This window comes from Sphingomonas sp. MM-1, assembly GCF_000347675.2.
Taxonomy (GTDB): Bacteria; Pseudomonadota; Alphaproteobacteria; order Sphingomonadales; family Sphingomonadaceae; genus Sphingomonas_E; species Sphingomonas_E fennica.
Map to the genome: position 1 here is coordinate 381,096 of NC_020561.1, position 16,520 is coordinate 397,615.

Genomic DNA, 16,520 nt, shown 5'->3' on the forward strand with positions numbered 1-16,520 from the left:
TGGAGATATCCGCGGCCCCTTTTTCCGTCCGCCGGTCAGGCGCCCGCGTTGCGGACCGGCAGTCGGCACACCGCCTCCAGCCCCCCGCCCGCGCGATTGCGGAGGATCAGCGTGCCGCCATGCTCGCGCGCGATCGATCGGGCGATGGTCAGCCCCAGGCCGATGCCGCCCGTCTGGCGGTTGCGCGATGGATCGCCGCGCTCGAAGGGCTGGAACAGCCGGTCGATCTGGGATTCGTCGATGCCGGCCCCGCGATCGGCGACGATCGCCACCGCCTCCTGCCCCTCGCGGATCAGGGAAAGCTCCACCCGTTCGCCATAGGCCACGCCATTGTCGATCAGGTTTTGGAACAGGCGGGCCAGCGCCAGCCGGTCGCCGCGCACCTGCGCCGGATCGATCCGCCCCACCGAAACCGGGCGGCCCATGTCCGCCTCGTCATGCGCCAGCCCTTCCAGCAGCGATCCCAGCTCGACATCGGCGATCTCGTTGCTGCTGGTCGATCCGCGGACGAAGCCGATGGTGGCGGCAATCATGGCGCGCATCTGCTCGATATCCGCCTGCACCTTGTCGCGCACGTCGTCCGGCGCCGCCTCGATGCGGAAGGCGATGCGGGCGAGCGGGGTGCGCAGGTCGTGCGCGATCGCGCCGATCATCGCCGTCCGTTCCGCCACATAGGCGGCGATCCGTTCCTGCATCAGGTTGAGCGCGTGGGCGGTCTGGCGCAGCTCGGCCGGCCCCTCCTCCGCCACGCGCGGCGCCAGGGGATCGTGCCCCATCCGTTCGGCGGCATCGGCGAAGCGGCGGATCGGCCGGGTCAGTCGCCGCGCGAACCACCAGGCGAGCGGCAGCAGGGCGATCGCCGAAAGCGCGAACCATAGCAGGATGCGCCGCTGCCATGCCGCGATCAGCGGGCGCGGCGGCGTGTTGACGACCCGCCAGCCGTCCGCGCGCTCCACTGCCGCCGTCACCGTCCCGAAGAACAACGGCTCGCCGCGCCGCATCGGCACCAGCCGGTCGCCATGCCGGTGGCGATCGTTACCGAAGGAAGCGCGCTGATCCGGCTCGAAGAACAGCCGCACCTGCGCTTCCGGCCGGCCGAGCCGATCGGCCAGCCTGCGGGTGAAGGCCGGATCGCTCGTCATCCCTGGCGCCTGCACGGGCATGGGGCGGCGATCCTGCACGATCAGCACCCTTTCGCGGTCGCCGCGCTCCCGCCGTCCGCCCGCCAGCGCATCGGCGACGTCGCCCAGCCGGTTGAAATCGGGCCGGGGCGGATCGAGCACGACGAACATCGCCAGCGTCACGATCTGCGATGCCGCCAGGCTTGCCAGCACCAGCAGCAGGGTCTGCCAGAATATCGGCAGCCCGCGAGGGCGCGGCAGCCTCACTCGTCCACCACCTTCAGCGTGAACATATAGCCTTCGTTGCGGATGGTGCGGATCGGATCGTCATGGCCCAGCTTCTTGCGCAGGCGGCTGATCGTCACGTCGATGGCGCGATCGAACACGTCGCTGTCCAGCCCTTTGCCATGCTCGATCAGCATGTCGCGGGTCAGTACGCGCTGCGGCCGATCCAGAAAGGCGTTGAGCGTGCGGAATTCGGCATCGGTCAGCGGCGCCGGCGGCTGCCCGCGCCGGGATACGCTGCGGTCGACGATATCGAGCGTCCAGTCGCCGAACCGGCGCACCGGCCCCGTCGACGCCCCCGATTGCTCCGCCCGCCGCCGCAGCACGGCGCGGACGCGGGCCAACAGCTCACGGGGATTGCAGGGCTTGGGCAGATAATCGTCCGCGCCCACCTCCAGCCCGATGATCCGGTCGGTATCCTCGCCCATGGCGGAAAGCATGATAACGCCGGGGCCGCCGGGCTTGTGCAGCCGGCGCAGGATCGAAAGCCCGTCCTCCCCCGGCATCATCAGGTCGAGCACGACGAGGTCGAAGCGCCGCTCCGCCATCAGCGCGTCCATCTCCTGCCCGTTGGCGGCGCTCGCCACCTCCATGCCGTTGGCGGTCAGGAAATCCGCCACCAGCGATCTCAGCTCGGCATCGTCATCGACGACGATGATGCGCGGTGCCGCTTCGGTCATCGCCCTTTCCCCCGTACCGGGACCTCCGGCGCCGGATCGGCCGGCATGCAGTTGGTGGCCGCCGCCTGCGCCGGCGTCATCGGCAATCCCGCCAGCGTCAGCGCGCCGGCATTGGCGGTATCGAGGCCCGTGAAGCGCTGCTGCGCCGCCGATCGGAACTCGGCCAGCGTGATCGCCCGGTTGAAATCCTCATCCGCCGATATCACCGGCTGGGGGATGTTGATGAGGGACCAGCGCCCCGCTCCCAGCGGCGCGCCATAGGCCGGGATGTCCTTCTTCTTGATCTTGCGGTTGCCCATCCCCGTTCCTGGGCCCCGCGCGTAAAGCCGGATTTCGGGGGCGATATCGCGTTCGTAACGGATCACCTCGTCCGGGATGATCTCGCCATCCCTGTCGGCATCCAGCACCGCGAAGAAGCGATCGGCATCGGCCAGGAACTCGGCCCGCGTCAGCCGCCCGTCGCCGTCCCCGTCCGCCTTGGCGAACCAGAGCCCCACCGGATAGGGATCGTCCGGCCCGGCGCGGAACGGCTCGCCCATGGGCGCGATGAAGAGCTGCGGCCCCTTGGGCGGGCATGGCGGCAGCTTCGGCTTGGCGGCGGCCGGCATGGCGGCCGCCATCGCCAGCAGGACCAGCGGGGACCAGCGCATCATTCGTGCCTCAAAGCCTCGATCGGATTGAGCGAGGCCGCCCGCCGCGCCGGGAAATAGCCGAAGATCACGCCGATCCCCGCCGAAAAGGCAAAGGCCAAAAGGTTGATCTGCGGATCGAAGATGAAGGGCACCTTCAGCACCGGCGCCAGCGCCATCGATGCGATCAGCGCCAATATCAGCCCGATGATGCCGCCAAGGCAGGCCAGCGCCACCGATTCCACCAGGAATTGCAGCAGCACCTCGCGCCCCACCGCGCCGATCGCCAGCCGGATGCCGATCTCGCGGGTCCGCTCCGTCACCGAAACCAGCATGATGTTCATGATGCCGATGCCGCCCACCAGCAGGCTCACCGCCGCCACCGCGCCCAGCAGCGCGGTCAATATCTGGGTGGTGCCGGAAAGCGTCTCCGATATCTGCTTGGTGTCGAAGATGTTGAAATCGTCTTCCTTGGCGCCGGTGATGTTCCGCCGCTCGCGCAGCAGCTTGGAAATGCTTTCCTGCACGGTGGTGGAATCATAGGCCTCGTCCACCGAAACCATGATGTTGCGGATATCGCGATTGCCGGTGAAGCGGCGCTGCACCGTCTTGATCGGCATGATGATCACGTCGTCCTGATCGTTGCCGAAGCCGCCCTGCCCGCGCGTCGTCAGCGTGCCGATCACCTCGCAGGATACGTCCTTCACGCGGAAGCGCTGGCCGATCGGGTCCTCGCGGCGAAACAGGTTCTGCACCACGGTGCTGCCCAGGATGCACACCGCCTTGCCGGCCTGTTCCTCGGCGGGCGTGAAGATACGCCCCTCGCTCAGGTTCCACTGCTGCGCGGTGAAATAATCGTCGGTCGTGCCGTTGATCGTGGTGGACCAGTTGGCCGCGTTGCGGATCGCCACGCCGGTGGATTGCGCCTGCGGCGCCACCGCCCGCACCCCCGCTATCTGGGTGCGGATCGCCTCCACGTCGCGTTCCTTGAAATCGGGCGGCTGCGGCCCGCCGCCGCCCCGGCCGAAACCCTGGCCGGGCCGGATCTGCAGGATGTTGGCGCCCAGGCTGGAAATGCTTTCCTGCACGGCCGCGGTCGCGCCATTGCCCAGCGTCACCATCGTCACGACGGACATGACGCCGATCACGATGCCGAGGATCGTCAGGAAGGATCGCAGCAAATGCCGCCGGATCTCCCGGATCGCCAGTGCGACGGTGGTGCCCAGCAGCCGCAGCGGCCCGCTGGATCGAGCGCGGATCTCGGCCGCGGCATTCGCAAGCTCGGGGGTGTGGAGGTTCATGATGTCAGCGCCCCGTGGTCGATCCGCTCGATCAGACCGTCCTTGAAATGGACGATGGTGTGGGCATAGGCCGCCATGTCGGGCTCGTGCGTCACCATCAGCACGGTGATGCCGCTGGAACGGTTCAGGTCCGTCAGCAACTCCATGATCTCCACCGATCGCGCGCTGTCCAGATTGCCGGTCGGCTCGTCGGCCAGCAGAACCTGCGGATGGGTGACGATCGCGCGGGCGATGGCCACGCGCTGCTGCTGCCCGCCGGAAAGTTCGGCCGGGGTGTGATCCCACCAGTCGGCTAGGCCCACCTTGTCCAGCGCCGCCATGCCCATTTCCCGCCGCGTCTTCCCGTCCTCCCCGCGATAGAGCAGCGGCAGCTCGACATTCTCGAGCGCGCTGGTGCGGGCCAGCAGGTTGAAGCCCTGGAACACGAAACCCAGATAGCGCCGCCGCAGCAGCGCCCGCTGGTCGCGATCCAGCGATTCGACATGGTGGCCGCGGAACAGGAACTCGCCTTCGGTCGGCACGTCGAGGCAGCCGAGGATGTTCATCATCGTCGACTTGCCGGAACCGGACGGCCCCATGATCGCGACGAAATCGCCCTCCTCTATATCCAGGTCGATCCCCCGCAGCGCCTGGAAGGCGGTGGCGCCGCTGCCGAACGTCTTGACGACGCTGCGCAGACGGATCAGCGGCTCACTCGCCATCGGCCCCACCCGCCTGCCGCCCTGCCGGGCGGTTTGCGCCGCCGGATGCCGGCCTGCCGCCATTCTGGTCGCCGGCGCCGCCCGCAGAGGCGGGAGCGGCAGGGGCCTGGCCATTGCCGCCCTCGCCGCCGCTTCCGCGTGATCCGCCCCGCTTCTCGCTGACCTGCCCGGCGGCGAGCTGCCCGGTGATCACGTCCATGCCCTGTTTGATGTCGGGGCCGGTCACCTCGGTTTCGCTGCCGTTGGAATCGCCCACCGTCACCTTGATCGGCCTGGGCTTCCCGTCCTGGCCCAATATGTAGATGGTCTGCTGGCTGCCCCGGCCGATGCTCACCTCGCGCGTCGCGCGGTTGCCGCGCCGGGGCGGACGCGGGCTCAGCACGCTGGTCAGTCCGCCGCCCTGCGATCCCGCGCCGGCCCGATCGGGCGTGAAGCGCAGCGCCGCGTTCGGAACCAGCAGAACGCCGGTCTTCTCCGTCGTCACGATGTCGGCGGTCGCCGTCATGCCCGGGCGGAGCAGCTCGTCGTCATTGGCCACCGTCAGCCGCGCGACATAGGCGACCACGCTGGATGACGTTGCCGTGGTGGTCGAGGAGGAAGATGTGCTGCTGGCATTGGCGCCCAGGTCGACCCGCTCGATCACCGCCGGGAAGGTCCGGCCGGGGAAGGCATCCACCTGGAAGGTCGCGCGCTGGCCCTTGCGGACCTGGCCGACATCCGCCTCGTCCACCTTCACCTCCAGCCGCATCCGGCGCAGATCCTCGGCGATCTGGAACAGCACCGGCGCGTTGAACGATGCCGCCACCGTCTGCCCCGGCTCGATCTGGCGGGAAAGGACGACGCCGTTGACCGGCGATACGATCAGCGCCTTCGAATATTGCGTCTGGTCGGACGAAAGCTGCGCGCGCGCCTGCTCCACCTGCGCCTCGGCCGTCTTCACCCCGGCAAGCGCGCGGGCATTGTCCGCCCGTGCCGTATCCAGCTCGGTGGCGGAAGGCACCTTGCCCTTGGACAGGCGATAGACCTCCAGCAGGCGGTTCAGGTTCGCGCGGCTCTGGTCCGCCGTCGCCTGGGCCTGCATCACATTGGCCTGCGCGGAAGCGAGCGCCGCCTTGCTCTGGTTGATCGAATCCTGCAACCGCGAGGTATCGAGCTTGGCCAGCACCTGGCCCTTGGTCACCCGATCATTATTGTCGACGAACACCTCGGTCACCATGCCCGAAAGCTCCGAGCCCACGTCCACCTGGTTGGTCGGCAGGAGGTTGCCCGTGGCCGAGACCGTCACCGTCAGGTCGCCGCGCCGAACCGTCTGGGTGGCATAGGCCACCTGCGGCGCGCTCCCCACGATCATGCGCCAGAGGATCCAGGCGATCAGCAGCACGGCCACGCCCACCGCCGCCCATTTCAGGTAGGTGAGCGGCTTGGACGCGGCCTCGACGCCCAGAAAGGCGTCGATATCGGATTTGTTGTTGGCGGTCGGCTGGTCCATCATGGCCTCGTCGAAAGGGCGGTCGCGGGTATCGGCGCGGCCTCCCAGCCGCCCCCCAACGCCTTGTATAGCTGCACGGTCGCATTGGCGCGGTCGGCGCGGGCCGATGCCCGGCTATCCTGCGCGGAAAGCAGGCTGCGTTCGGATTCCAGCAGCGCCTGGAAGTCGATAAGGCCGGCGCGATACTGGCTGCGCGCATAGATCACGGCATTCTCCGCCGCCTCCGCCGCCGCGATCACCTCGCGCTCGCGCCGCTCGGCATTGGTGAGCGCGGTCAGCGCATTCTCCACCTCCTCCAGCGCGGTCAGCACCGTCTGGCGGTAGGTCGCCAGCGCGGCATCGGCGCTGGCCCGCTGCCCTTCGATCTGGGCGCGGATCTGGCCGCCGTTGAAGATCGGCGCCGTGATCCCGGCCACCAGATTGCCGATCATCGCACTCGGCAAGTCGCCCAGCGAGGTATCCGAACCGCTGAACGATCCGCTGAGGCGCAGTGCGGGGTAGAGCTGCGCGGTGGCGACGCCGATGCGCGCGGTCTCGGCGGCAAGCGTGCGTTCGGCCGCCGCGATATCCGGCCGGCGCTGGACGATCTCGGCCGGGATGGCCGCCCCGATCGCCTCCGGCGGCAGCGGCACCGCCTGCGGATCGCGCAGCAGCCCGTTCACCGCCCCCGGCGCCTCGCCCAGCAGCACCGCGATCCGGTTCACCGCATTATTGTAGCTGGTTTCCAGATTGGGGATCGTCGCGGCCGTGTTCGCGCGAAGCTGGCGGGCCTGCTCCAGGTCCAGCGAGCTCACCAGCCCCGCCTGCACCCGCCAGCCGACGATCTCCACCGTCTCGTCCTGCGTCGCGAGGTTGCGGCGGGCGATATCCAGCCGCACCTGCGCCAGCCGGGCGGCAAGGTAATTGAGCCCGACTTCGGATGCCACGCTGACCTGCGTGAAATGCAGGTTCGCCTCGGAGCTTTGCGCATTCGCCCGCGCCGCCTCGATCGACCGGCGGATGCCGCCAAATATGTCGGCCTCCCACGATGCGTCGAAGCCCGCCCGGAAGATGGTGGTGTCGCCGCCGCGCGATATGGTCTGCCCGGTGCTCGGGTCCACATAGGTGTTCCCGTCATTGCCGATGCTGCGGGAAACCGATCCGCTGGCGCTGAGGCTGGGCAGCGCCCCGCCCTGTGCCTGCCGCAGCGATGCCCGCGCCTGCCGCAGCCGCGCGCCGGCCACCGCGACGTCTAGGTTCGCGGCCAGCGACTTATCGACAAGCTGGGTCAGCACCGGATCGTCGAAGCTGGTCCACCAGCGCGCCAGATCGATCTCGGCGCCGGGGCGCTCGGCCAGGAAACGCTCGGGCACCTTCAGGTCCGATGGCGCCGGCGCCCGATAGTCCGGCCCCACGGCGCAGGCCGAAAGCAAGGCCAGCAACGCCGTCGCGCCGATCGGCCGCAGGGTGGGTGCGATTGTCATAGATCAGCCATTGATAACCGATTCTTGCCCGGATGTTTCAGCCTTGAAACGGAAGTGGGCCCGTCCGGCCCACGCATCGTCGACGCCATCGTCATTTTCCCTCTTCGTCAACGCCGTGCGCCCATGGCGCCCGCACGAAGCGGCGCGCCAGGAAATCGATCAGCGCCGTCACCCGCGCCGGCCGCACCGTGCCCGGCGGCGTCACCACATGAAGCGCGGCCGGCTTGCTGGACCAGCCCGGCAGCAGTTCGATCAGCCTGCCGGATCGAAGCTCGTTCCAGATCAGGAATTCCGGCTGGATCGCAAGGCCCAGCCCCTCCAGCAGCGCCGGCACGACGATATCGCCGTTATTGACGGTAAGCTGGCCGTGCGCGCGCACCGTCACCTCGCCTTCCAGCGGATGTTCGAAATGCCACAGCGTCGGATTGGCAAGGTGGGAATAGAGGATGGCATGATGCTTCTCGATATCGCGGGGATGCTCCGGCGCGCCATAGCGCTGGATATAAGCGGGCGATGCCACCAGCGGCCGCCGCACCGCGCAAAGCCGCCGCGCGCGCAGCGAGGAATCGGCCAGCACGCCGATGCGGAGCGCCACGTCGATCCCCTGGGCCACCAGGTCGATATAATCGTCGCTCAGCCGCACATCCACGGAAACCTCGGGATATTTCTCAAGGAATTCCGGCAGGATCGATCCAAGATGCTTGATCCCGAACGACATCGGCGCCGCCAGCTTCACCTGCCCGCGCGGCGCGGCCGACCGTTCGGAAATCTCCTCCTCGATCGCTTCGCCTTCCGCCAGGATGCGGGTCGCCCGCTCCAGCGACGAGCGCCCGCTCTCCGTCAGCGAAAGCCGGCGGGAGGTGCGATGGAACAGCGGCGTGCCCAGCCGCTGCTCCAGCCGCTGCACCGCCTTGGATATGGTCGCCTTGGAAAGGTTGAGATCCGCCGCCGCGGCGGAGAAGGAACCAAGATCCGCCACCTTGGCGAAGATCGCCCAGGCTTCGAAATCGGGGAGATATGCCATGCCAAGAATCCGAAACGATGCGTTTCGATCATGGCCATTTTCGCAACGATGAAAAGCCCTATTCTCATCGCCAACAGGGCCGCACCGGGCGGACCCGCGGTTCCCAGCGAGGGAGGCATTCATGGCCAAGGTTCTGGTTCTCTATTATTCCACCTACGGGCACGTCGAAACCATGGCGCACGCCATCGCCGAAGGCGCGCGCGAAACCGGCGCCCATGTCGATGTGAAGCGGGTGCCGGAAACCGTGCCGGAGGAATTCGCCCGCGCCAACCATTTCAAATACGATCAGGACGCCCCGATCGCGCAGGTTTCCGACCTGGCCGATTATGACGCGATCATCGTCGGCACCGGCACGCGCTTCGGCCGCATCTCATCCCAGATGGCCGCCTTCCTCGATCAGGCCGGCGGGCTCTGGGCCTCGGGCAAGCTCAACGGCAAGGTCGGCGCGGCCTTCACCTCCACCGGCAGCCAGCATGGCGGCCAGGAGACCACGCTCTTCTCGATCATCACCAATCTCCTCCATTTCGGGCTGGTGATCGTCGGACTGCCCTACAGCTTCCAGGGCCAGATGAAGAATGACGAGATAACCGGCGGCGCGCCCTACGGCGCCACCACCATCGCCAATGGCGACGGCTCCCGCCAGCCGAGCGAGAACGAGCTGGCCGGTGCCCGCTTCCAGGGCCGCCACGTCGCGGAAATCGCCAACAAGCTGTTCGGCTGAGAAAGCCGGCACCCCGGCGGGCCTTCGTTCCCTCCCCCTCCCACGAAGGCCCGCCCCCCCTTTTTCTCCGATACCCGATCATGGAGGATGCCATGGCCACCTTTCCCGCCGATGCCCCCACGCTCAGCAAGCTCGAATGGCAAGCCGTCGCGATCGGCCTGCGCGAAGTGGATGGCTGCGGCTGCGGTAGCATCGAGCCGCCCTCCCGCTTCCGCCGCCTGTGGACGGCATTGACCGGCGCGGAAGCCGTCCGCCCCCTGGCCGATCCCCGGCTGGAAGCGTTGCGCCGCTTCGTCTGCCGGCTCCGCCGTAGCGGCGAGGATGTGGAAAAGCTGGGTCAGGAGTTGATTGCGCTCGGCTATAGCCGCAATCAGGTGAGCGCGATCGCCGCCCTCGATCGCCCCTGAACCGAACGGAGAGAGCGCCCATGTCCGAACTTCCCGATATCGAACATGTCATCCTGCCGCCGGTGCGCGATCTGGGCGATGGCTTCAAGGTCCGCCGCGCGCTGCCTTCGGCCAAGAAGCGGATGGTCGGCCCGATGATCTTCTTCGACCAGATGGGGCCGGCGACCTTCCATTCGGGCGAGGGGCTGGACGTGCGTCCCCACCCCCATATCGGCCTCGCCACCGTCACCTATCTGTTCGAAGGCGAGATCCTGCACCGCGACAGCCTGGGCTCGGTCCAGCCGATCCGTCCGGGCGCGGTGAACTGGATGACGGCCGGCAGCGGCATCGTCCATTCCGAACGGACCGGCGACGAAGTGCGCGCGTCCGGCGGCCCGCTCTACGGCATCCAGACCTGGGTGGCGCTGCCGGCCGCGCTGGAGGAGACCGCGCCCGCTTTCTCCCACCATCCCGACGCCACCATTCCCCAGATCGAAGGCGAGGGCCTTACCCTGAAGCTGATCGCGGGCGCGACCGCGGGCGCCCGCTCGCCCGTGCCCACCGTGTCCGACATAGTCTATGGCGATCTCCAGCTTCTTGACGGCGCGCGCTATTCCTTCCCGCGCGAACATGTCGAACGCGCCATCTACGTCGTCTCCGGCAGCGTCTCGATCGCCGGGCAGGAAGGCCGCTTCGGCGAGGCGGAACTGGTGATCTTCCGCCCCGGCGCGGAGATCGTCGTCACCGCCCACGGCCCCACCCGCCTGATGATCGTCGGCGGCGAGCCTTTCCCCGAAAAGCGCTACATCTACTGGAACTTCGTCTCCTCCAGTCCCGATCGGCTGGAACAGGCCAAGGCGGACTGGCGCGAACGCCGCTTCCCCGACGTGCCGGGCGAGACCGAATTCATCCCCCTGCCGCCGGAGCCTGAGGCCAAGGTCCGCTATCCATAGGCGCGGCCGCCAACAGCTCCGGCCCGAACGCCGCCGCCACATCATCCATCATCGGCGGTGATGCGGTGGCGGTTCGGCCACCGGTAGCGAAGGCCGGGTGCCGCCCTACATCTCACCGCGTTCGCGGCGGATCTTGTACCATTTCTGCACATTCGCATTGTGCTGTTCCAGCGTGTCCGCGAACACATGGCCGCCCTTGCCGTCGGCCACGAAATAGAGCGCCTTGCTGGGCGCCGGATCGAGCACCGCCTCGATCGAGGCCAGGCCAGGATTGGCGATCGGCCCTTCGGGCAGGCCCTCGATCGCATAGGTATTATATCCGTTCACCGCCCGCAGCTCGGATTGGCGGATGCGGCGGCCCAACGGCTTGCCCTGGGTGATCGGATAGATGGTGGTCGGGTCCGCCTGCAGGCGCATGCCGATGCGCAGGCGATTGGAATAGACGGCGGCGACCGTGCGCCGCTCGGACGGCACGGCGGTCTCCTTCTCGACGATCGAAGCGAGGATCAGCGCCTCGCGCGGGCTTTTCACCACCGTCGTCGGCTTGCGCGCCTTCCACGCCTGGGCCAGCGCCCTGTCCATCGCCGCCTGCATCCGCTTCAGCACGGCCGAGCGCGCCTCGCCGCGTTCGAAGCTGTAGCTGTCGGGCAGCACCGATCCCTCGGCCGGCACCGCCACCTCGCCGGTCAGCAGCGGTTCCTTCATCAGCCGCTCGCGCACCAATATCGATGGCATGCCTTCCGGCACGGTGACGAAACGCTGCTTCACTTTGCCGCTTTGCAGCATCTCCAGGATCTGCGCGCCGCTGGCATGGGCCGGCACTTCATATTCGCCGGTGCGGATCGGGGCGTCCGATCCGAAGAATCGGGCGAAGCGCAGGAAGGTCTGCGCCGATCGGATCGCGCCTTCCTCCTCCAGCACTCTGGCGGCGGAGGTCAGGCTGGAACCTTCGGAGATCGTCACGGATATCGGCTTTTCCGCCGGTCCGCTGATCCCCCAGTCATACCAGAAATAGCCCGCCGTCCCGATCGCGACGGCGATCACGATCAGCAGGAGGCAGCCGATGCGGCCACCGGAGGAACGCTTGCGCCTGCGCTTGCGGGCCATATCCCGTTCCTCCGATAGGAGCCGATCAGATCGCGCGCATCACCAGCGAGGCGTTGGTGCCGCCGAAGCCGAACGAATTGTTCAGCACGGCCTTCACCTTCCGCTTCTTGGCGACATGCGGCACCAGGTCGACGCCCGCGCAGCCCTCGCTCGGATTGTCGAGGTTCAAGGTCGGGGGCACGATCTGGTCGCGCATCGCCAGGATGCAGAAGATCGATTCGACCGCGCCGGCGCCGCCCAGCAGGTGGCCGATCGCCGATTTGGTGGAGGACATGGAAAGCCCGCCGATCGCATCGCCGAACAGGCGGCGCACCGCGCCCAGCTCCAGCTCGTCGCCCAGCGGGGTCGAGGTGCCGTGGGCGTTGATATAATCGATATCGTCCAGCGACAGCCCCGACTTGCGGATCGCCATCTCCATCGAACGATAGGCGCCCGATCCTTCCGGGTGCGGCGCGGTGACGTGATAGGCGTCGCCCGAAAGGCCATAGCCGATCACTTCCGCGTAGATCTTGGCGCCGCGCGCCTTTGCGCGTTCATATTCCTCGAGCACCACCACGCCCGCGCCTTCGCCCATGACGAAGCCGTCGCGATCCCGGTCATAGGGGCGCGATGCCTTTTCGGGCGTGGCGTTGAAGGCGGTGGACAGCGCCCGCGCCTGCGCGAAGCCGGCGATGCCGATCGGGCAGATCGCGCCTTCCGCGCCGCCGGCAAGCATCACGTCGGCATCGTCCATCGCGATCATCCGCGCGGCGTCGCCGATCGAATGGGCGCCAGTGGAGCAGGCGGTGACGACCGCATGGTTCGGCCCCATCAGGCCATATTTGATCGAAACCTGGCCGGAAATCAGGTTGATGAGCCGGCCGTGCACGAAGTGCGGGGAAACCCGGCGCGGGCCTTTATGCTCCAGCACCAGCGATTCGCTCTCTATGCCCGGCAGGCCGCCGATGCCCGAACCGATCGAGCAGCCGGCGCGCAGGCGCTCGGCCTCGCTCATCTCCGTCAGGCCCGCATCCTCGAGCGCCTGGCTCGCGGCGTCGATGCCGTAGACGATGAACGGATCGACCTGCCGCTGCACCTTGTGATCGACGCGCTTGTTGGCGTCGAAGGTTCCATTGGTGCCGTCGCCGCGCTTCACTTCGCAGGCGATGGTGCAGGCATAATCGCTCGCATCGAAGCGGGTGATCTGGCCCGCGCCCGATTTGGACGCGATGATATTCGCCCAGGCGGTCTCGACGTCCGCCCCAAGCGGCGTCACGAGCCCCAGTCCGGTCACGACCACGCGGCGCATGGCATCCTCCAAGAATCGATCAGAAAAATGCGTTCAAAAAACAATGTGGCAAAAACGAAGCGGCTCCGCGCCCCCAATATATGCCGGGGTCGGGGAGCCGCTGTTTTTCCCGGCCCGACCGGATGATCCGGCCGGGTCCGCTGGCTCAGCCCAGCCGGGCCTTCAGCCCTTGTTCGCGTCGATATAGCTGATCGCGTCCTTCACGGTGGCGATCTTCTCGGCCGCGTCGTCGGGGATCTCCACGCCGAACTCTTCCTCGAAGGCCATCACCAGTTCGACGATGTCGAGGCTGTCGGCGCCCAGATCGTCGATGAAGCTCGCATCCTCGTTCACCTTGTCGGCCTCGACGCCGAGGTGCTCGACAACGATCTTCTTCACGCGCTCGGCGGTCTCGCTCATATTCCCAACCTTCCTTAGGGTCTGTTTGCCGCTGCCTAACGGGGCGGCCTCAACTGTGCAAGCTTGGTTTGTTCCTTCGAACTTACAAGCCCGGTTTGCGGGGAGTCTTCCCCGCACTGCGGCAATGCGACGCACAACGGCGCCGCATCACGTTCAGATCATCGCCATGCCGCCGTTCACGTGCAGCGTCTGGCCGGTGACATAACCGGCCTCGCGGCTGGCGAGATAGACGACGGCGGCGGCCACATCCGCCCCTTCGCCCAGCTTGCCGGCGGGGATCTTGCCCAGCAGCGCTTCCTTCTGCGCGTCCGGCAGCACGTCCGTCATGGCGGATGCGATGAAGCCCGGCGCGACGCAGTTCACGGTGATGTTGCGGCTGGCCAGTTCCTGCGCCAGCGCCTTGGACATGCCGACGAGGCCCGCCTTGGACGCGGCATAATTGGCCTGCCCCGGATTGCCCGTCTGCCCCACCACCGAGGTGATGGAGACGACGCGGCCGAACCGCGCCTTCATCATCGGCTTGGCCGCCGCGCGGATCAGGCGGAAGGCGGCTTCGAGGTTGATGCGGATCACCTGATCCCATTCCTCGTCCTTCATCCGCATGGCAAGGTTGTCGCGGGTCACGCCGGCATTGTTGACGAGGATGTCGATCTTGCCGCCCAGCGCCTCCACCGCCGCGGGCACCAGCCCGTCGACGGCGGCCGCATCGCCCAGGTTGCACGGCAGCGCAACATGATCGCCGCCAAGCTCGGCGCGGAACGCCTCCAGCTTCTCCACATTGGAGCCGGATACCGCCAGCCGCGCGCCCTGCCCGGCCAGCGCCTTGGCGATCGCCGATCCGATTCCGCCCGATGCGCCGGTCACCAGCGCGGTCATGCCTGTCAGGTCGAACATTCTGCTTTCCTTTCCGTCATCCCGACGAGCTTCGCATCCGGGCATCCGCCCGGACCGGTCAAAGAGTCTTCAGCAGCGCCTCGATGTCGTCCATCGCGATCACGCTGGTCGCGTTCGCGTCGGCGGCGGTGCGCTTCACCATCGGCCCCACCACCTTGCCGCCGAACTCGACGAAATCGTGCACGCCCGCCGCGAACATCGCCGCGATGCTCTCGCGCCAGCGCACCGTGCCCGTCACCTGCTCCACCAGCAGCCGGCGGATCGTATCCGGATCGGCGACGGGCGCCGCCGTCACATTGGCGTAGAGCGGCACCAGCGGCGCGCGGAGATCGACATCGGCCAGCGCCTCGGCCATGGCATCGGCCGCCGGCTGCATCAGCGGGCAATGGAAGGGGGCGGAGACCGGCAGCAGCACGCCGCGCTTGATGCCGTGATCCTTCACCATTGCCACGGCCCGCTCGATCGCGCCGCGCTGGCCGGAAATCACGACCTGGCCGGGATCATTGTCGTTGGCCACGGTGCACACCTCGCCCTCGGCCGCCGCCTCGGCCAGCGCGCGCGCCTTGTCGAGATCCGCGCCCAGCAGCGCCGCCATCGCGCCCTCGCCCACCGGCACGGCCGCCTGCATCGCCTGCCCCCGCCGCTTCAGCAGCCGGGCGGTGGTCGCGAGATCGAGCGCGCCCGCCGCGCACAGCGCGCTATATTCGCCCAGCGAATGGCCGGCGACATAATCGGCCTTGTCGGCCAGGCGGATACCGCCTTCCTTTTCCAGCACGCGCAGCGTGGCGATGGCATTGGCCATGATCGCCGGCTGGGCGTTCTCGGTCAGCGTCAGGTCCGCCTCGGGGCCTTCGGTCATCAGGCGGAAGAGATGCTGGCCCAGCGCCTCGTCCACCTCCTGGAACACCTCGCGCGCAGCCGCGCTCGCGTCGGCCAGCGCCTTGCCCATGCCGACCGCCTGGCTGCCCTGCCCCGGAAAGATGAATGCGCGCATGGCTGGAGAATCCGTCCTGAATGTCCCTGAGAAGGCGCCGCGTTAGAAACTGGCCCGCCCGATGGCAAGATCGGACGACATATCCGCGCCGTTCGTCGCATCCCGCTCATCATTTTTCAGCGCTGACATGCAAATGCCACTCGTCCGCACTAATATGCCTGCGCGGAGTGGGGAAGTGGAGTTCAAGCGTATGACCAGCTACCGCCTATTTCTTTGGTCGCGGGAGGAAAACCGCCTTCAGCAGAAACATATCGCCACGGCGGGGGCCGACGGCGCGGGCCTGCTGGAAGCGTTCGACCATATCGGCCGTTCCATGCTCGGCGGGATGAGGAGGGAGGGCGATCCGTCCGCCTGCCCGCCGCGCCCCAGCAAGATCGCCCGCGCGCGCCGCCACCTCATCGCCGCCCGGCGCCTGCTGGAGGATATGGGCGAACATATGCTGGCCCAGCGCACGGCCGCCCCGATCGCGGAACTGGAGCGACGGGACGGCGATGGCGACGGATCGCCGCTCACCGCTTGTCTTTTGCCGCGCCTTCCGGCATAGGCGCGCTCACGTCATGGGCGGAGGCCACGCGCCTTCCGCCCTTGTCGTCTTGAAGAAAGCCGGAGGGGCGATCGCGATGGGCGCGGTCGTCAGCGATCGGCGGAACATGAAGGACACGCGACATGCCTCTGTACGAGCATGTGTTTCTCGCGCGTCAGGATCTGGCCCAGGCCCAGGTCGACGCGCTGGCGGAAACCGCCACCAAGATCATCGAAGAAGGCCAGGGCAAGGTCGTGAAGACCGAGACCTGGGGCTTGCGCGGCCTCGCCTATCGCATCGCGAAGAATCGCAAGGCGCACTATGTCATGCTCGAGTTCGAGGCCCCCGCGGGCGTCGTCGCCGAGCTGGAGCGCCAGACCGCGATCAACGAAGACGTCATCCGCTACATGACCATCAAGGTCGATGCGCATGAGCAGGGTCCGTCCGCCATGATGCGCCGTAACGAGCGCAATGAGCGTGACAGCCGCCGCGGCGACCGCGGTGGCGATCGTCCCCGTCGCGACCGCGACGAGCGTGACGCGGCCTGAGGGAGAACATAAAC

General features: G+C 67.7%; 18 protein-coding genes. 5 read left to right on the plus strand and 13 right to left on the minus strand.

Features of this window, described 5'->3' with window-relative positions:
- Window positions 1-35 precede the first annotated feature (35 nt).
- The 8 genes from G432_RS01760 to G432_RS01795 all read right to left on the minus strand — a co-directional run bounded on the left by G432_RS01760 (window position 36) and on the right by G432_RS01795 (window position 8,693).
- Window positions 36-1,388 carry an ATP-binding protein gene (locus tag G432_RS01760; RefSeq protein ID WP_015457092.1) on the minus strand — a complete coding sequence of 451 codons (1,353 nt, stop codon included), beginning with the start codon at window positions 1,386-1,388 and terminating at the stop codon, window positions 36-38.
- Window positions 1,385-2,086, minus strand: a complete 702-nt coding sequence (locus G432_RS01765; RefSeq protein ID WP_015457093.1) for a response regulator — start codon at window positions 2,084-2,086, stop codon at window positions 1,385-1,387. Before G432_RS01765 ends, G432_RS01760 begins: the two co-directional genes overlap by 4 nt.
- Entirely contained in the window at window positions 2,083-2,739 is a 657-nt protein-coding gene (locus G432_RS01770) for a hypothetical protein (protein WP_236626831.1), read from the minus strand. The genes G432_RS01765 and G432_RS01770 overlap by 4 nt, the downstream gene beginning before the upstream one ends.
- Window positions 2,736-3,944: an ABC transporter permease gene (locus tag G432_RS01775; protein ID WP_041865064.1), complete on the minus strand. Its 1,209-nt coding sequence runs from the start codon at window positions 3,942-3,944 to the stop codon at window positions 2,736-2,738. Before G432_RS01775 ends, G432_RS01770 begins: the two co-directional genes overlap by 4 nt.
- A gap of 68 nt (window positions 3,945-4,012) precedes the next feature.
- Window positions 4,013-4,717 (minus strand): ABC transporter ATP-binding protein, encoded by a 705-nt coding sequence (locus tag G432_RS01780; RefSeq protein WP_015457096.1) that lies wholly within the window; start codon window positions 4,715-4,717, stop codon window positions 4,013-4,015.
- Window positions 4,707-6,206 (minus strand): efflux RND transporter periplasmic adaptor subunit, encoded by a 1,500-nt coding sequence (locus G432_RS01785; protein WP_084673611.1) that lies wholly within the window; start codon window positions 6,204-6,206, stop codon window positions 4,707-4,709. The genes G432_RS01780 and G432_RS01785 overlap by 11 nt, the downstream gene beginning before the upstream one ends.
- Window positions 6,206-7,669, minus strand: coding sequence for an efflux transporter outer membrane subunit (locus tag G432_RS01790; RefSeq protein WP_015457098.1), 1,464 nt, complete (start codon window positions 7,667-7,669; stop codon window positions 6,206-6,208). The genes G432_RS01785 and G432_RS01790 overlap by 1 nt, the downstream gene beginning before the upstream one ends.
- Before the next feature lie 91 nt (window positions 7,670-7,760).
- Window positions 7,761-8,693: a LysR family transcriptional regulator gene (locus G432_RS01795; protein ID WP_015457099.1), complete on the minus strand. Its 933-nt coding sequence runs from the start codon at window positions 8,691-8,693 to the stop codon at window positions 7,761-7,763.
- Between the two features lie 121 nt (window positions 8,694-8,814).
- On the opposite strand from G432_RS01795, the gene wrbA reads away from it, so the two are divergent.
- The 3 genes from wrbA to G432_RS01810 all read left to right on the plus strand — a co-directional run bounded on the left by wrbA (window position 8,815) and on the right by G432_RS01810 (window position 10,753).
- Window positions 8,815-9,414, plus strand: coding sequence for an NAD(P)H:quinone oxidoreductase (gene wrbA, locus G432_RS01800; RefSeq protein ID WP_015457100.1), 600 nt, complete (start codon window positions 8,815-8,817; stop codon window positions 9,412-9,414).
- 92 nt (window positions 9,415-9,506) lie between these two features.
- Window positions 9,507-9,821 (plus strand): hypothetical protein, encoded by a 315-nt coding sequence (locus G432_RS01805; protein ID WP_015457101.1) that lies wholly within the window; start codon window positions 9,507-9,509, stop codon window positions 9,819-9,821.
- Window positions 9,822-9,841: 20 nt separating this feature from the next.
- Window positions 9,842-10,753 carry a pirin family protein gene (locus tag G432_RS01810; RefSeq protein WP_015457102.1) on the plus strand — a complete coding sequence of 304 codons (912 nt, stop codon included), beginning with the start codon at window positions 9,842-9,844 and terminating at the stop codon, window positions 10,751-10,753.
- Between the two features lie 105 nt (window positions 10,754-10,858).
- On the opposite strand, the gene mltG is transcribed toward G432_RS01810, so the two are convergent.
- The 5 genes from mltG to fabD all read right to left on the minus strand — a co-directional run bounded on the left by mltG (window position 10,859) and on the right by fabD (window position 15,435).
- A complete protein-coding gene (gene mltG / locus G432_RS01815; RefSeq protein WP_015457103.1) occupies window positions 10,859-11,860 on the minus strand; it encodes an endolytic transglycosylase MltG in 1,002 nt (333 codons plus the stop codon).
- Between the two features lie 25 nt (window positions 11,861-11,885).
- Entirely contained in the window at window positions 11,886-13,148 is a 1,263-nt protein-coding gene (gene fabF / locus G432_RS01820) for a beta-ketoacyl-ACP synthase II (RefSeq protein WP_015457104.1), read from the minus strand.
- Between the two features lie 162 nt (window positions 13,149-13,310).
- Window positions 13,311-13,547 carry an acyl carrier protein gene (locus G432_RS01825; RefSeq protein WP_015457105.1) on the minus strand — a complete coding sequence of 79 codons (237 nt, stop codon included), beginning with the start codon at window positions 13,545-13,547 and terminating at the stop codon, window positions 13,311-13,313.
- Between the two features lie 153 nt (window positions 13,548-13,700).
- Window positions 13,701-14,441, minus strand: coding sequence for a 3-oxoacyl-[acyl-carrier-protein] reductase (gene fabG / locus G432_RS01830; RefSeq protein WP_015457106.1), 741 nt, complete (start codon window positions 14,439-14,441; stop codon window positions 13,701-13,703).
- Between the two features lie 58 nt (window positions 14,442-14,499).
- A complete protein-coding gene (fabD, locus tag G432_RS01835) occupies window positions 14,500-15,435 on the minus strand; it encodes an ACP S-malonyltransferase (RefSeq protein WP_015457107.1) in 936 nt (311 codons plus the stop codon).
- Window positions 15,436-15,625: 190 nt separating this feature from the next.
- Between fabD and G432_RS01840 the strand changes: the two genes are divergently transcribed.
- The gene (locus G432_RS01840) at window positions 15,626-15,979 is read left to right on the plus strand and encodes a hypothetical protein (protein ID WP_015457108.1); all 354 of its coding nucleotides are present in this window, start codon (window positions 15,626-15,628) and stop codon (window positions 15,977-15,979) included.
- Window positions 15,980-16,101: 122 nt separating this feature from the next.
- A complete protein-coding gene (gene rpsF / locus G432_RS01845) occupies window positions 16,102-16,506 on the plus strand; it encodes a 30S ribosomal protein S6 (RefSeq protein ID WP_015457109.1) in 405 nt (134 codons plus the stop codon).
- Window positions 16,507-16,520: the final 14 nt, after the last annotated feature.

Bases quoted from the DNA above. Each gene is read 5' to 3' on its own strand.
- fabD (WP_015457107.1), bottom strand. From the start codon at position 15,435: ATGCGCGCATTCATCTTTCCGGGGCAGGGCAGCCAGGCGGTCGGCATG.
- G432_RS01840 (WP_015457108.1), top strand. From the start codon at position 15,626: ATGACCAGCTACCGCCTATTTCTTTGGTCGCGGGAGGAAAACCGCCTT.
- rpsF (WP_015457109.1), top strand. From the start codon at position 16,102: ATGCCTCTGTACGAGCATGTGTTTCTCGCGCGTCAGGATCTGGCCCAG.
- G432_RS01810 (WP_015457102.1), top strand. From the start codon at position 9,842: ATGTCCGAACTTCCCGATATCGAACATGTCATCCTGCCGCCGGTGCGC.
- G432_RS01785 (WP_084673611.1), bottom strand. From the start codon at position 6,206: ATGGACCAGCCGACCGCCAACAACAAATCCGATATCGACGCCTTTCTG.
- G432_RS01795 (WP_015457099.1), bottom strand. From the start codon at position 8,693: ATGGCATATCTCCCCGATTTCGAAGCCTGGGCGATCTTCGCCAAGGTG.
- G432_RS01805 (WP_015457101.1), top strand. From the start codon at position 9,507: ATGGCCACCTTTCCCGCCGATGCCCCCACGCTCAGCAAGCTCGAATGG.
- G432_RS01790 (WP_015457098.1), bottom strand. From the start codon at position 7,669: ATGACAATCGCACCCACCCTGCGGCCGATCGGCGCGACGGCGTTGCTG.
- mltG (WP_015457103.1), bottom strand. From the start codon at position 11,860: ATGGCCCGCAAGCGCAGGCGCAAGCGTTCCTCCGGTGGCCGCATCGGC.
- fabF (WP_015457104.1), bottom strand. From the start codon at position 13,148: ATGCGCCGCGTGGTCGTGACCGGACTGGGGCTCGTGACGCCGCTTGGG.
- wrbA (WP_015457100.1), top strand. From the start codon at position 8,815: ATGGCCAAGGTTCTGGTTCTCTATTATTCCACCTACGGGCACGTCGAA.
- G432_RS01770 (WP_236626831.1), bottom strand. From the start codon at position 2,739: ATGATGCGCTGGTCCCCGCTGGTCCTGCTGGCGATGGCGGCCGCCATG.
- G432_RS01780 (WP_015457096.1), bottom strand. From the start codon at position 4,717: ATGGCGAGTGAGCCGCTGATCCGTCTGCGCAGCGTCGTCAAGACGTTC.
- G432_RS01825 (WP_015457105.1), bottom strand. From the start codon at position 13,547: ATGAGCGAGACCGCCGAGCGCGTGAAGAAGATCGTTGTCGAGCACCTC.
- G432_RS01765 (WP_015457093.1), bottom strand. From the start codon at position 2,086: ATGACCGAAGCGGCACCGCGCATCATCGTCGTCGATGACGATGCCGAG.
- fabG (WP_015457106.1), bottom strand. From the start codon at position 14,441: ATGTTCGACCTGACAGGCATGACCGCGCTGGTGACCGGCGCATCGGGC.